The 14285-nt window shown below is 60.4% G+C and carries 10 protein-coding genes; 5 read left to right on the top strand and 5 right to left on the bottom strand.

The window, feature by feature from the left end:
• The first annotated feature begins 67 nt into the window (after nt 1–67).
• Genes CCX46_RS24380 through CCX46_RS24370 form a run of 3 tightly spaced genes read left to right on the top strand, consistent with a single transcriptional unit; the run spans nt 68 to nt 1664 of the window.
• Nucleotides 68–502, top strand: coding sequence for an NUDIX hydrolase (locus CCX46_RS24380; RefSeq protein WP_127929612.1), 435 nt, complete (start codon nt 68–70; stop codon nt 500–502).
• Between the two features lie 23 nt (nt 503–525).
• Complete coding sequence (locus CCX46_RS24375) at nt 526–1164, top strand: LysE family translocator (RefSeq protein ID WP_127929611.1); 639 nt, start codon at nt 526–528, stop codon at nt 1162–1164.
• Between the two features lie 2 nt (nt 1165–1166).
• A complete protein-coding gene (locus CCX46_RS24370) occupies nt 1167–1664 on the top strand; it encodes a GNAT family N-acetyltransferase (RefSeq protein ID WP_127930447.1) in 498 nt (165 codons plus the stop codon).
• Between the two features lie 108 nt (nt 1665–1772).
• On the opposite strand, the gene metR is transcribed toward CCX46_RS24370, so the two are convergent.
• Nucleotides 1773–2690 (bottom strand): transcriptional regulator MetR, encoded by a 918-nt coding sequence (gene metR, locus CCX46_RS24365; RefSeq protein WP_127929610.1) that lies wholly within the window; start codon nt 2688–2690, stop codon nt 1773–1775.
• 155 nt (nt 2691–2845) lie between these two features.
• Nucleotides 2846–8404 carry a dermonecrotic toxin domain-containing protein gene (locus tag CCX46_RS24360; RefSeq protein ID WP_127929609.1) on the bottom strand — a complete coding sequence of 1853 codons (5559 nt, stop codon included), beginning with the start codon at nt 8402–8404 and terminating at the stop codon, nt 2846–2848.
• 216 nt (nt 8405–8620) lie between these two features.
• On the opposite strand from CCX46_RS24360, the gene CCX46_RS24355 reads away from it, so the two are divergent.
• Nucleotides 8621–9655 carry an alpha/beta fold hydrolase gene (locus CCX46_RS24355; RefSeq protein ID WP_127929608.1) on the top strand — a complete coding sequence of 345 codons (1035 nt, stop codon included), beginning with the start codon at nt 8621–8623 and terminating at the stop codon, nt 9653–9655.
• 166 nt (nt 9656–9821) lie between these two features.
• Complete coding sequence (locus CCX46_RS24350; RefSeq protein WP_127929607.1) at nt 9822–10487, top strand: DsbA family oxidoreductase; 666 nt, start codon at nt 9822–9824, stop codon at nt 10485–10487.
• Between the two features lie 226 nt (nt 10488–10713).
• Here CCX46_RS24350 and CCX46_RS24345 read toward each other — a convergent pair whose 3' ends face one another.
• From CCX46_RS24345 to CCX46_RS24335, 3 genes are read right to left on the bottom strand one after another with little or no spacing between them, the layout of a single operon-like run.
• Nucleotides 10714–11052: a GlpM family protein gene (locus tag CCX46_RS24345; RefSeq protein ID WP_095112348.1), complete on the bottom strand. Its 339-nt coding sequence runs from the start codon at nt 11050–11052 to the stop codon at nt 10714–10716.
• The gene (locus CCX46_RS24340) at nt 11052–12380 is read right to left on the bottom strand and encodes a sigma-54-dependent transcriptional regulator (protein ID WP_127929606.1); all 1329 of its coding nucleotides are present in this window, start codon (nt 12378–12380) and stop codon (nt 11052–11054) included. The genes CCX46_RS24345 and CCX46_RS24340 overlap by 1 nt, the downstream gene beginning before the upstream one ends.
• Complete coding sequence (locus tag CCX46_RS24335; RefSeq protein WP_127929605.1) at nt 12377–14278, bottom strand: sensor histidine kinase; 1902 nt, start codon at nt 14276–14278, stop codon at nt 12377–12379. Before CCX46_RS24335 ends, CCX46_RS24340 begins: the two co-directional genes overlap by 4 nt.
• Between the last annotated feature and the right edge of the window lie 7 nt (nt 14279–14285).

The raw sequence follows: 14285 nt of genomic DNA, 5'->3' as shown, positions 1-14285 counted from the left end.
TCGGCGAGGTGACGTCATTGGGCCGGGCATGGGATCCTTGCGGTTTTTCCAGGCCGGTGGCTGACCCATGACCTCTGCATCCGTTGTCTCTGCAAACCTCATTCGTATCGCCGCCGCGCTGTTGCTCAATCCTCAAGGGCAGACTCTGCTGGTGCGCAAGCGCGGGACCACCGCGTTCATGCAACCGGGTGGCAAGATCGAGGCGCAGGAGTTGCCGGTGCACGCGCTGGCCCGGGAGCTGGAAGAAGAGCTGGGCCTTCGGATCGATCCGGCGCAGGCGTCTTTTCTCGGCCAGTTCTCGGCGCCTGCGGCCAACGAGCCGGGGTGTGTCGTTCAGGCCGAGATCTTTCAACTGACCATCAATGCCGACGTCACTCCGGCGGCGGAAATCGAAGAAGTGATCTGGGTCGATCCGGCCACTGATCCTGCTGTCGTTCTGGCGCCATTGACACGCGACCTGATCCTGCCGTTTTATCGCCACTCACTGACGGCGCTCGCCTGATCATTCACGCAAAGGACATTGCCATGATCCCGCTTCAAGACCTGCTGATCTTCGCCGCCGCCGCGTTGTTGATGGTACTGACGCCGGGGCCGAACATGATTTACCTGATCTCGCGTTCGATCTGTCAGGGACGCAAGGCCGGGGTCACGTCGTTGCTTGGTGTGGTGAGTGGCTTCTTTGTGCATATGTTCGCGGCGTCTGCGGGTTTGACGGCGGTGTTTCTGGCGGTGCCGATGGCCTATGAAGTGCTGAAGTGGGCCGGTGCGTTGTATTTGTTGTGGCTGGCCTGGCAAGCGCTGAAGCCGGGTGCGCGGTCGCCGTTCGAAGCGCAGCAGTTGCCCCCGGATTCGTCGCGAAAACTGATTGCCATGGGCTTTCTCACCAGTGCGCTGAACCCGAAAATCGCCGTGTTCTACCTCTCGGTCTTTCCGCAATTCATCACCCCTGAACACGGCTCGGTGTTCACCCAAAGCATCATTCTCGGCCTGACCCAGATCAGCGTGAGTTTCTCTGTCAATTTGCTGATCGCACTGTTCGCGGCGGGCATCGCTTCGTGGTTTGTGCGCAACCCGACATGGCTGGCGCTGCAGCGTTATTTCATGGGCTTCGTTTTGGCAGGTCTGGCCGTGCGCCTGATGTTTGAGCAACGCAGGTCGGCGTGAACATGTGGATCGAACGGCTGGACGCCAGTCATGCCCTGGCTTACCGCGAACTGATGCTCGAAGCCTATGACCGTCATCCGCAGGCCTTCACCTCAAGCGTGCGCGAACGCGCGGTGATGCCCTTGAGCTGGTGGGAAGGGCGTCTGACCAGCAAACTCGATGTAGTGCTTGGCGCATTTGAAGGCGGCACGCTGGCCGGCATCGTCGGCCTGGCCTTTGAACCGCGCGAAAAGGCTCGTCACAAGGCCACGTTGTTCGGCATGTACGTGTCGGCGGATTTTCGCCAGCATGGCCTGGGCCATGAACTGGTGCAGGCGGCCATCGCCGAAGCGCAAAACCATCCGGCGCTGAAACTGCTCCAGCTCACCGTCACCGCCGGCAATGACGCCGCGTTCAATCTCTACCAGCGCTGCGGCTTCATCCAGTTCGGCCTCGAACCATTGGCGGTGCGGGTGGGTGAAGACTACTTCGACAAGATCCACATGTGGCGCGAGATCTGATATCACCCCGCCCTTGTGGGAGCGAGCTTGCTCGCGAATGCGGTAGAACATTCAACAACGAGATTGACTGACCCGACGCCTTCGCGAGCAAGCTCGCTCCCACAGGGCTCAGCGCACCGCGCTGACACCGTCCAGCGTCGAGAACGATGTGTCCTTGGCCGTCAGCAGGAAATCGCGCATGTACGGTGCATCGAGCATGTCGGTGCGAATCGCTGCGTACAACGTTGCGAACAAGCCTTTTTCCCCCAAGCGTTTGCCCTTCACATAACCGCGCGAGCTGTATTCGTGCAGTGCCCAGTGCGGCATGCCGCAGACGCCGCGGCCGCTGGCGACCAGTTGCATCATCATCACCGTCAGTTCCGAGGTGCGCACCTGCGCCGGTTCGATGTCGGCAGGTTCGAGAAAACGCGTGAAGATGTCGAGGCGATCGCGTTCCACCGGGTAGGTGATCAGCGTTTCCGTCAGCAGGTCTTCCGGGACAATGTACGGTTTGCTGGCCAGTGCGTGCTGGTTGGCCACGGCGAGCATGGCCTCGTAGGTGAACAACGGCACATAGGTGATGCCAGCGATTTCCAGCGGGTCGGACGTCACCACCAGATCCAGATCGCCACGGGCCAGCGCCGGCAGCGGCGCAAACGAGAAACCCGAGGCGAGGTCGAGTTCGACCTCCGGCCAGGCATCGCGGAACTGGTCAATGGTCGGCATCAGCCACTGGAAGCAGCTGTGGCATTCGATGGCCATGTGCAGACGCCCGGCGGTGCCTCCGGCCAGACGAGCGATATCGCGTTCGGCAGCGCGCAGCAGCGGCAGAGTTGCGTCAGCCAGTTGCAGCAGGCGCAAACCGGCGCTGGTGAAACGCACCGGTTTGGTCTTGCGCACGAACAACGCCATGCCCAAGCGTTCCTCAAGCTCCTTGAACTGGTGCGACAGCGCCGATTGCGTCAGGTGCAAGCGGTCGGCGGCGTCCACCAGACTGTCGGCTTCGCGCAGGGCATGCAGGGTTTTCAGGTGACGGATTTCAAGCACCGAGGGACTCCATGAGGAAAACTTGTGATCAACGCATAAACGTTGAGTTTGTCTCATGTTTGCCGGGCTGTCGATCATAACCCGGCATTCGACAGCCCGGTTGCGCGCCCGGCGATTCTCCCGCTTCTCCTGAAGGGTCGCTGTGCGACGTGGATTCAGATCCCCTCGAAATGCACCAGAACAATCGAATTCGGCCCGATATCGGAATACGGCAGGTTGGCGTCATCGGCATGGGTCAGGTAGCGGTGTGCCGGGAGTTTCAAGTGCGCTTTCTCGAATGGCCTGAACGCCGGTGCTGCGCTGCGGTAATGGAAGTGCGCGTACCACAACAGACGTGGCGGTTCTGCGGTTATGTTCCAGACTTCATATTCCTGCATGTAGTCCTCCTCACCACGACGCTTGCTCAGTTGTTTGATCGGCCGGGTTCTGCGGATCTCCACGGCATTTTCAGCGATGAGGTCATCCAGCATGCCATCGGTAGGTTTCGCACTGGTAAACGTGCGTTGGGTGCGCACGGACCGACCGGTGACGATGAGCTCGTCGGCCTTGCTGCGTAGTTGCCCGATGATCGGGTGCTCAGCCGATACAGTCGCGATGCGATCGGCCCGGGTGTTGAGCTCTGCGGCCTGACTGTCCATCATGTGTTGCAGATCGACCGGCAGCATGCCCCGGTCGGCGTTGCTCTCAACCGTTGCGCGGTAAGTCACTTGAGCATCCAGACGTTGTTGTGCGTCTGTCACCAGATCGGCAAGCGCCGTTGGCGTGGTTGCCGGTGTTTCAGCATTACCCGGGGTGATCAGTCGGGCTTTGCCGTCGGGACCTTCTTCCCAGATTTCGACGCTGCCCTCTCGGCGTGTGCGCTCATAGCGGCGTCTCTGAGTGACTGAATCCCATTTCTCAACGCCGTAAATCAGATTGTCATCTGTGGTCGTGAAGACCCGCTGGACCGCCTCGCCCGGGCTTTTCGCTTTGCTCGGTGTCTTCACTTCGGCGAGGGCACGGCTGGTCATTTGCTCCAGATCGTTGAGCAACGGTTCAACCACATCCATATGGAAGTGCTGTGGATAGCTGGCTGTCCAGATTTTCATTTGCAGACGAAAGCGGGTGTACAGATCGGCGCAGTTCTGCAGAATCTGACTGCGTTGTGCCGGCGTGGTGATAATTTTCGGCAGGTCATACTGGGTTTCCAGCGCGCGATACACATGGGCGCGAAGTTCAGCGGCTCGTTGCAGCAGATAAAACCAGGAAACCTCTCGGTGGCGGGCGTGATTTTTGACGATTTCAAATCGTTGGGTTGCTCGCACGTAGAGCAGGTTGGCATCGCTGTACAGGGCGTTCATTTCTTCGACAAACTCGACGAGATGGGCCTTGTCCGCTTTTAGCTTGACCCGTGCATACCATTGGTTGGCGAGCGTTTTGAGTTCCTGCTGCTGATCGAGTTTTTTCAGGTATTCGACCCGCAGCAAGCGAACTTCCTCCAGCATCTTCAAGCGTTTTGGCAACGCGTGGCTCGGCAAGGCGTTCAGCACTCTGCTCTGCACGTTAATGCCATCGGTCACAGGAATAATGCTGTCGGAAACATGTGAGGCGCGCTGCCAGTATCGTTCGGTCAATTTCATCGCGACCTCGCTTTGAGTGTCACCGACAGATTTAAGCTTTTTGCCATGCGTAAGTGGTTTCAGTTCTTCCAGAACCGCATAACGCCGGCTCTCCAGACGGATATCTTCGAGGCAGGCGGCTTCGGAGGCCGCACGCAATGCGGGGCGCTCTGCAAGGCTGGCCTCCTCGTAGGCGTCGATGGCTTTCTTGCTTGTCGGGATCCTTGCGTCGCACAGATCGGCAAGGTGTTCGACCTCATCGGTCAATTGCAGTTGGCGGCGAAATGCGCGGTCGGCCCACCAGCGCGGCAAGCGTTGCCGAATGACCGGTGGCCAGTAAGGGTCGAGCCTATCGGCCAGGTGTCCGGCGACGTTGCCACCGCCCAGCGCACCGCCTTCAAGCGTGGTGCCGTAGACACCAAACCAGGTGTCCCAGTGTCCGCTTTCATCCAGGGCAATCGGTTGTTTGTAGGTTTTTCGCGAGTTGCCGGACAAACGCCAACTGCGTGAATCCGTGTTGAGTTCCACCTGGTAGAGACGTCCCTGGCGTTCAATGAAATCGCCGTCGGCATGCCGGTAGATATTGCGGTAGATACCATGAGTCGCGGGTTGCACGCTCGACAGGGAAAGTGGCTTTTCATATTCGTAATCAGCGAAGCGTGCCAACACGTGCCTGGCCTGACGCTGGGTTTTGCCATGCAGGGTGGCCACATTGCCAACCAGTTGATGAAGCTGGCGAGTGCGTGTCAGCGTGCGGCTGGTGCGTGATAGCGTCGAGGCGATGGCTTCACCCGGAAGCACATCGAATAGTGCGTCGATCAACGACAGCAGCATCGATTCGATCTCCGCCAGACCATCGCCGACCTCGCCGCGCAAGAACGCTGCCGTCGCCTGATTGGCGGCCGTCCAGGCTTGATAAAGGGCCAGCGCAGTGCCGACGAAGGGCACCATGCCGATCGCCATCAATATGTAGTTGAAGGCGCGCGGGCCCTTCAAGGCATGACGCTCGAAGAACAACTCGTCATTGGAGCGCGAGCTGCCGCGATGGGCCTCAATCAGACGGCCCATGTGCGCGTCGAGCAGATGCGCGGCCAGGGAGGTGGACTGTGGCCAGCGCTCGCCGACTTCAATGAGCGCATCGAAATTTTTTTCCACGGCCTGATGGATCCGACCCACATGCGCCTTGACGTCACCTTGCAGGGTTCGGCCCGCCAGCCAGGTCACCCATTTGTCGCTCGCGCATAACCTGAACAGGCCTTTGCGCGCGGCTTCGAGGTTGTCGTAGCGGCGCAAAAACTGCTCGTCGGGGCTTTCGGGCAGATACAGCAGGGTCACCCCGCTGATCTGTTCTTCGATGAACGTCACTCCCGACAGCGTGACGGGACCTTCACGGGGCGTGTCCTTGCCGCCCACTTTCAGGGACACCGGCAGCAGCGCGATGCGCTTGCCGTCGGCGAGCCACGCCTGCGGGGTGCAGGCCGCGATGGCGGTGTTCAGCGTCGCGGCCTCATCGTTGCTGATGTGCTTGCGCAGGCGTGCGCTTTCAGCCTGGATCGTGAGCATCAGACGCCAGGGTTCTATCAGGCTTTCCCGGCGATGCTCCTTGACGAACACTGGCTCGGTCGCAGCGCCGATGAAGGCGTCGCGGATTTTCTGCTCATAGGCTTTGGGCAAGTCCAGTTCCGGCAGCGCTCTGCGCAAATAGGTCAGATTGATGCCGTTGAGCAGGCGGATGCGATCGGTTTTGTGGGTTGCGCTGACCTCCGCCCGCAGGAAAATCAACCGTTGCGACAGCGAGTCATTGAGCACCGATTGGACATTGTCGATGTTGAGCTGGGCGAGATCTTCCAGCGGCATTTTGCTGCGCGTCGCGCCGGGCACGATGACGGTGGTTTTTCGATGGCCGCCGGGGCCTGATTCATAATGGGGTTCAGTGCGGGTCGAATCGGGCAGCTCGACTTGCACCGAAAAATCGCCTTCCAGGGAGAAATCCTTGCGCAGCCGCGCGTGCAGGTGTTTGCGGGTAAAGTCGTCACGGGGCTCCAGCGCGAGGGTCATGAGCTGGTGGCTCTTGCGCATCGCAGCGATGTACGCCTCGAGGTTCTTTTTCAGCGCGCTACGTTCGCCACTGTTGAGGTTGATCAGCCAGTCCGGCAGGTGCTCGGCGAGTGTGGCACTGCGATCCTGTTCCAGCACATGGGCAAACGCCAGGCTTCTGGCGGCGTGTACCGGCACCTGAAAAGCTGCGCGGCTGTTTTTGCGCAGGATTTCCAGCGCGTCGGCCTGCTCGGCTTTGTCGCTGATCGGGGCGGCTTTTGCCTTGTAATCGTCAAGCAGTTCATCCAGACAGGCATGCAACGGGGCCGTGGCAATTTCGTTCAGTTGCAAGGTCAGTTCGGGCGTGTTGTCCTGAATCATCAATGCCTCGCGTTCCAGCCGCCGGCGGTTGGCAAACGCCTGCAAACCGCCACCGCTGCCTGGCCAGTAGAGCAGCAGACTGTCTGGCGAGTCGCGGTCTGACAATGCGCCTGACCGCATGATGACAAAGGGGCCCTTGAGTTTTTCGGTTTGCACGGAAGTGGTACCGCCAACCGTTTCGGTCATGGACAGCGTCAGACTGGCCACGCTGACGTCAGCGTTTGTTTCGTTGGCGCCGGTGTTGTCCAGCACGGCTTTGAGCAGTGCGTGCTGATCGGTATCGAGCTGGCCCAGCGCCAATTGCAGTTTGGCTTCGGCGTACAAAGCGTCTTTGTGCGCCTGATGAAGGGCGGTGAAGTCTTTGTGGGTGTTGCTCAGCTCGGACACTTGCGCCTGATAAAGCAACGTGTCTACCGCTTTGTCGCAGGCTTGCTCCGCGGCTTCAATGGCGTTGAGCGCGTCCTGACAGGCCTTCTTGTGTGCTCCGTTGCGGTCGTTTTCCAGCAGTGTGTCGAGCGCTTCTCGCTCGCGCTTGATTGCTGCCTGGCGTACACCCAGCGCAATCCCGGCCGACAGGCTTCCAAACAACGGCTTTTGACCGGTTTCGAAAGTGGGCAGTTGATGGCTGGCAGACGGCGCAGAGGCGACAATGCTCGCGGTGCTGCGCTGGCGATCGAGCAGATCGACCTGCATCAGCGACTGTGCGCCGTGCTCCCACAGCCCGGGCCTGCCTTTGTTGGTGTTGCACAACGCGCTGATCTGCGCTTGTTGTCGACTCGCGAACAGATCGCTTGAACCGCTGACGAGCGGATCAAAGAGCGTGGTGTATTCAAAGCGCAGATGTTCGCCAGGCAGTCCCGTTGGCACCAGGCCCTGGCGGGACAGCCAGTTTTCCATCTCGTTGCGCGTCTTGAAAAACTGCACGGGCACGGAACGGCTGGGCAAATAGAGCAAAGGGCTGGCAGATGCCGGATCATCCACGCTGATCACCCAAGCCCCCGCGAGTTTGACTTTGCTGCCATTGCTCAGCAACAGCGCCAGCTGTTGTGTATGAATGGGTTGACCGTCCAACAGCAGCGCCCCGCACGGGCTGTCGAGGATTTGCTGCAAGGGTTTGAGCTGTTGCGCGGTGATGGTGCGACGGGCGAGCGCCATGTCGGCTGTGGCTTCCAGGTGTTCACGATAGAACTGCAGGGAGCGTTCTCGCCGTGACACCGCTGCATGCGGTGCTCGCGCCTCCCAGAAATTTGCCCAGCGCGTGGCGTGGAACTGTTGCGGATCAAGTGCTTTGAGCTTTTCGAGCACTTGCAGTGGTTTCAACGCGAACAGTGGGTGACCGGCAGCCAGACCGCTGACCTGGCTGCGCTGATCGAGCGTGACGTCCAGCGTCGGCTGTTGCAGGACAAACGCACAGGCCTCGGTGAGGCTGACACGGCGCTCGGGGTGATCGGCGATAGCGGCAAAGCGCAGCACAGTTTTCTCACCGTCGAGTTGCAACTTTTCCTGCAAAAGCTCATTGAGGCTATCGCGCAGCCCCGGACTGGCTGCATACAGTTCACGCAAGCCGTCGCTGCTGTTCTGCCAGCGTCTGGATGCTCGCAGCGCCAGGCTGTCATCGGTGGTTTTCGCTAACCGAGTGGAGGTTTTCAGCGTCGGTGACGGCGCGGAGGGTAAAGCGCGGGTGGTCTGATCAGGCATGGTGGCATGACTCGCAAGGGGAGCGGCGGATCCGCTCCGGTGCGCGTCATTCAAGGCAAATTGCGCTGGACGTTGGCGGTATATAGATATTGTCTGCAACAACCCTGCACGACCGCTCGGCACTCTTCATCAAACTGTCATGGAACTGTGGCAGCGCGCTTGTACAAACTTCATCAGACTCGCGCTCTACTGGGGTTCTGCGTTTCGGTGTTTTTCATGGCTAAGGGTTTTTTATCGATCGCGGCTTTGTTGGCCGCGATTTTTTTCGGATCGTCGACGTGGGCGGCAGCGCGTTGCGACGTCAATGTGCCGACCGAGCACGTCGATCTGCAGCAGGTGAGCATTGCTTACCAGAGCATCGGGCGCGCGTCGGATCCGGCGTTGTTGCTGGTCATGGGCCTGGGTGGGCAGTTGATCCACTGGCCTGACGAAGTGGTGGTTGCGCTGTGTCAGCAGGGCTTTCGGGTGATCCGCTATGACAACCGCGATGTCGGCCTGTCGACCTGGCGTCAGGCCCCGGTTGAGGCCAACCTGACCTTTGAAGTCTTGCGCTACAAGCTCGGCCTGCCAGTGTCGGCGCCGTACAGCCTGACGGATATGGCTGACGACGCGCTGGGTCTGATGGCCGCGTTGCACGTTGAGCAGTTTCATGTGCTGGGCGCGAGCATGGGCGGGATGATTGCCCAGCACATGGCGGCAATGGCGCCACAGCGGGTCGAGAGCCTGACGTTGATCATGACCACTTCTGGCGCCGAAGGTCTGCCGGCACCGAGTGCCGCGCTGGTGCAGTTACTGTCGCGACGCGGTGCGCCAAACCGTCAGGTGGCGCTCGAACAACAGGCTGATCTGCTGGCAGCACTGGGCAGCCCGGCGGTCACCGATGACCGGCAGGCCTTGCTGCAACAGGCCGCGCTGTCGTATGACCGCGCGTTCAACCCCGAAGGCGTGAAACGGCAGATCATGGCGATCCTCGCCGAACCGAGCCGGGTGGCATTGCTCAACCAGTTGCGGGTGCCGACGCTGGTGGTGCATGGCACGGCGGATCCGTTGCTGCCGGTGATGCACGGCGTGCATCTGGCAGCGCACATTCGTGGCAGCCAGTTGAAGCTGATTCCGGGGTTGGCCCATCGTTTTCAGGAGGCGTTCAAGGAGCCATTGCTGGCGGCGGTGTTGCCGTATCTGCAGGCGCATCGTGAAGACACCTCGCATTGGGCGCAGATTGAACCGGTGGTGGGCGGGAATCTGCTGTAACCGACAGTTGGCGGTGTGGGTGATGGCCCTTCGCGAGCAAGCTCGCTCCCACAGGGGAATGCGATCTAATGTGGGAGCGAGCCTGCTCGCGAAGGGGGCACCACAAAATCCGGCCGGGGTGTATCGTGCAAACTTTCCCGCACGATTTCCCCCCGCGAGGTGTGTGATGAGTTCTGCCTTGAAAATCGATTTTGTCAGCGATGTCTCCTGCCCGTGGTGCGTCGTCGGTTTGTATGGCCTGTTACAGGCACTGGAAATCCTGCGCAACGAAGTGCAGGCCGAGATCCGGTTTCAGCCTTTTGAACTGAATCCGAAAATGGCCGCCAATGGGCAGAACATTGCCGAGCACATTCAAGAGAAATACGGCTCGACCCCGGAGCAGTCGCAGAAGAACCGCGAAGCGATCCGCGCCCGTGGCGCCGAGCTGGGGTTTGCCTTTCGCACTGATGGCAACAGCCGCATCTACAACACCTTCGATGCGCATCGCCTGTTGCACTGGGCCGGGCTCGAAGGTGTGCAGTTGGCTTTGAAAGAGGCACTGTTCAAGGCTTATTTCAGTGAGGGCGGTAATCCATCGGATCATCGGCAACTGGTGCAGATCGCTGAAAGTGTCGGGCTGGATCGCCAGCGTGCCGAGGCGATTCTGGCGTCGGACGAGTTTGCCGATGAGGTGCGTGAAGAAGAACAGCTGTGGCTGCAGCGCGGGGTGAGTTCGGTGCCGACCGTGGTGTTCAACGGGCAGTATGCGGTGACGGGTGGGCAACCGGTGGAGACGTTTGTCGGGGCGATTCGGCAGATTATGGCTGAGTCCAAGGGCGGGACGGTCAGCTGATATCGGTAGGAGCCAAAAGCCCCTCACCCTAACCCTCCCGAAACGTCGGACCGCCCAGAGGGAGAGGGGACTGATTGGGGGATGCTGGAGTTGTACGCCGACCTGAACGTGCTGTACCGAATCCATAATCAACTGGATCTTTCAGGTCAATGTCAGACGCAAGACACCTCGGTCGGCCCCCTCTCCCTCTGGGCGGTCCGACGTTTCGGGAGGGCTGGGGTGAGGGTCAGCTGTGCAAGCGCACCCAAACCGTCACCAAAACAGTGGCCGCCATCAACCACGCCACCGCTGCCACCGCCAGCGAAGCCTCCAGCCGCAGCCGATCGACCATCACATACAGCGTCGCCAGATACACAAAATACGGAATGATCGACCACATCCCGAACACGATCGTGGTCTTCAAATCCTCAATCGAACGCCCCTTGCCAACGATGTAATGCGCAATCAGCGCGAACGTCGGGAACAGCGGCACCAATCCGGCGATGTAGTAGTTTCTGGTTTTCGACAGCGCCGCGATGATCAGTACTACCGCGGCGCCCAACAGGGCTTTGAAAAACAGATCCATCAGTGGCTCAACCCGTACTTTTTCACTTTGTCGAACAACGTGGTCTTGGCCATGCCCAGTTCAAGGCTGGCTTGGGTCAGGTTGCCGCCGCTGCGTTGCAGGGCGTCGCTGAGCAGGTTGCGCTCGAAGGCTTCCACCGCTTCGGCAAACGCCAGGCCTTGGCCGCCAGCGCTGGTGCCGGACTTCTTGAACGCCGGCAAACCGAGGGCAAAACGTTCGGCGACGTTGCGCAATTCACGCACGTTGCCCGGCCAGTCGTGGCTCATCAGGTTCGACAGGGTCTGGTTGTCCAGCTCCGGCAGTGCGCGGTCGAAGCGCAGTGCTGATTGCTGGGTGAAGTGTTCGAACAGTTGCAGAATGTCTTCGCGGCGTTCGCGCAGTGGTGGCAGCTCCAGCGTTACCACGTTGAGGCGGTAGTACAAGTCGCTGCGGAACTCGCCGGCCTTGCTCGATTCGTCGAGGTCGGACTTGGTCGCCGCGATCACCCGGCAATCCACCGCCACGCTCTGGTTTGAGCCGAGGCGTTCGAGGGTGCGTTCCTGCAACACGCGCAGCAGTTTGATCTGTAATGGCAGCGGCATGCTTTCCACTTCATCGAGGAACAGCGTGCCGCCGTCGGCGTGTTCGATCTTGCCGATCCGGCGTTTGCCCGCGCCGGTAAAGGCGTTGGCCTCGTGGCCGAAAATTTCGCTTTCGAAGAGGTTCTCCGGCAGGCCGCCGCAGTTCAACGCGACGAACTGCTTGCTGTGCCGGCGGCTGAAGTCGTGCAGGCAGCGCGCGACCAGTTCTTTACCGGTGCCGGTTTCACCTTCGATCAAGACGTTGGCCGAGGTGTCGGCGACGTTGGCGATCAATTCGCGCAGGTTCTGCATCGCTGGCGAGCGGCCGATGATGCGTCCTTCAAGGGAATCACGTTCGGCCAGTTGCCGGCGCAGCGACGACACTTCGCGGGCGAGGCTGCGTTGCTCCAGCGCCCGTCGCGCGACATCGACCAGACGCTCCGGCGAGAACGGTTTTTCCATGAAGTCGTAGGCGCCTTTCTGCATCGCGCCGACGGCCATGGAAATGTCGCCATGGCCGGTGATCAACACCACCGGCAGGCTACGATCGCGTTGCTTGAGGCGGGTCAACAGTTCCAGGCCGTCGATGCCTGGCAGGCGGATATCGCTGATGACGATACCGGCAAAGTTGTCGCCAACACGTTCCAGCGCTTCCTCGGCACTGCCAACACCGACGCAGGGAATGTCTTCCAGGGTCAGCGCCTGCTGGCAGCCGAGCAGCACATGGGGGTCGTCTTCGACGATCAGCACACTAAGGTCGTGGTTCATATTGGCTCGGCAGGAGTAGGGCTTACCAACGGTAAACTGAGGACGAAGGTGGTGCCACCGCTCGCCGGGTGTTCAACACCCAGATGCCCGCCGGTGGCGGCCGCGAGGCTGGCGGAAAGCGTCAAGCCAAGGCCCAGGCCTTGTTCGCCGGGCTTGGTGGTGAAGAACGGCTCGAACAGATGCTTGCGCGCCTCGGCGTCAATGCCGTGACCGTTGTCGCGTACGCGCAGGCGATACTTGGCGTTGAACTCTTCACCCTCCAGCCACAGTTCGGGCTGGGGCTGTGCCTGCATGGCGTCGAGGGCGTTGCCGATCAGGTTGACCAGAATCTGTTCGAGGCGGGTCTGGTCGATCTGCACTTGCACGTCGATAAACTGCCGGTGGATGTGCAGCGCCGAACTTTCCAGGCGCGCACCGAGCAATTGCAGCGCCGCTTCCACGGCTTTGCCAAGGCTCGCCTGGCCTTGATTGTCACCGCGTCGGGCGAATGAACGCAGGCTGGCGGTGATCCGGCCCATGCGGTCGATCAGCTCGTTGATGGTCTTCAGGTTAGTGCTGGCAATATCCAGCTGACCGCGTTCGAGAAAGCGTACGGTGTTGCCCGACAGCGTGCGCATCGCGGCCAGCGGCTGGTTCAATTCGTGGGCGATACTGGTCGACATCTGGCCGATGGCCGCGAGTTTGCCGGCCTGCACCAGTTCATCCTGAGCGCGGCGCAACGTTTCTTCGGCCTGACGACGTTCGCGGATCTGGCTCTTCAAACGTTCGTTGCTGGCGCGCAAGTCGGTGGTGCGTTCGGTAATCCGACGCTCCAGTTGATTATTGGCTTCCTGCAAGGCTTCACGGGCAGCGAGGCGAGTAGCAATGACCTTGCGTCGTTCGTTCCAGGCAATCAACAGGAAGGCCACCAGCGCAAAGGCGACCGCGACGAGAATGCCTTGGTTGATCGCTTCGCGGCGCAGGTCCTGCAACGGCGTGAGCAGGGTGAAATTCCACGGCGTGTCGGTCAGTGGCCGGGTCTGCGCGAGATAGCTGATGTCATCCTCGCCGGACTGCACTTCGCTGTTGGCCGGGAAGGTGAGTTTTTCTACGCCCTCGGACAAGGTTTCGCGAGCCAGAGGTTGCAGCTCGTTGAGCGGAAACCAGTAGTACTGCAGGCTGCGGGCGAGTTTTTCCTTGGTGGCTTCACTCAGGGGAATCACTGCTTTCAGGCGCCGGGCCGGATCGCTGGACAGAATGATGATGCCGTTTTCATCGCTGACGAACGCTTCCAGACGCGCGCGCTGCCAGCGTTCTTCCATGGCTTCCAGGCGCACTTTGACCACGGCGACGCCAATGATCTTGCCGTGCTCTTCGAGGCCATGAGCCAGGTAGTAACCGGGTTCGCCGTTGGTGCTGCCGATCCCGTAGAAACGCCCGGGTTCGCCACGTACGGCTTTCTGGAAGTAAGCGCGGAAGGACAGGTCTTCACCGAGGTAACTGTCGACATCGCGCCAGTTGCTGGTGGCCATGACGCGGCCGGTAGTGTCCATGACGTAGATGGCCCGACTGCGACTGCGTCGGTTCAGGCCTTCGAGGTAAGCGTTGACCGTTTCCCGGTATTGCGGGCTCGGGTCGGCCAGCAGCTGCGAAACACTCGTTTCGAGTTCCAGCAGGCTGGGCAGGTAGGTGTATTTGCTGATCTCGCTTTCGACCGCGCGGGCGTGTAGTTCGAGCTGGCGCTGACCGTTCTCGCCGAGGCTGCGAATGCCGAAATGCTCACTGGTCCAGAAGCCGATAAAACCCAACCCGATCATCAGGGCGATGATCAGTGGCGGCAGGAACAAATGACGAATCAGACGGGGCTTCACGGCAAGTGATGGCGGCGCGGCGCGATAGAGATTGGGGTCGCATTTCATCACAGTT

This window comes from Pseudomonas sp. RU47 (genome assembly GCF_004011755.1).
GTDB lineage: Bacteria > Pseudomonadota > Gammaproteobacteria > Pseudomonadales > Pseudomonadaceae > Aquipseudomonas.
Note: the sequence above shows the minus strand (reverse complement) of the source record. Positions and strands in the feature narration are given on the sequence as shown.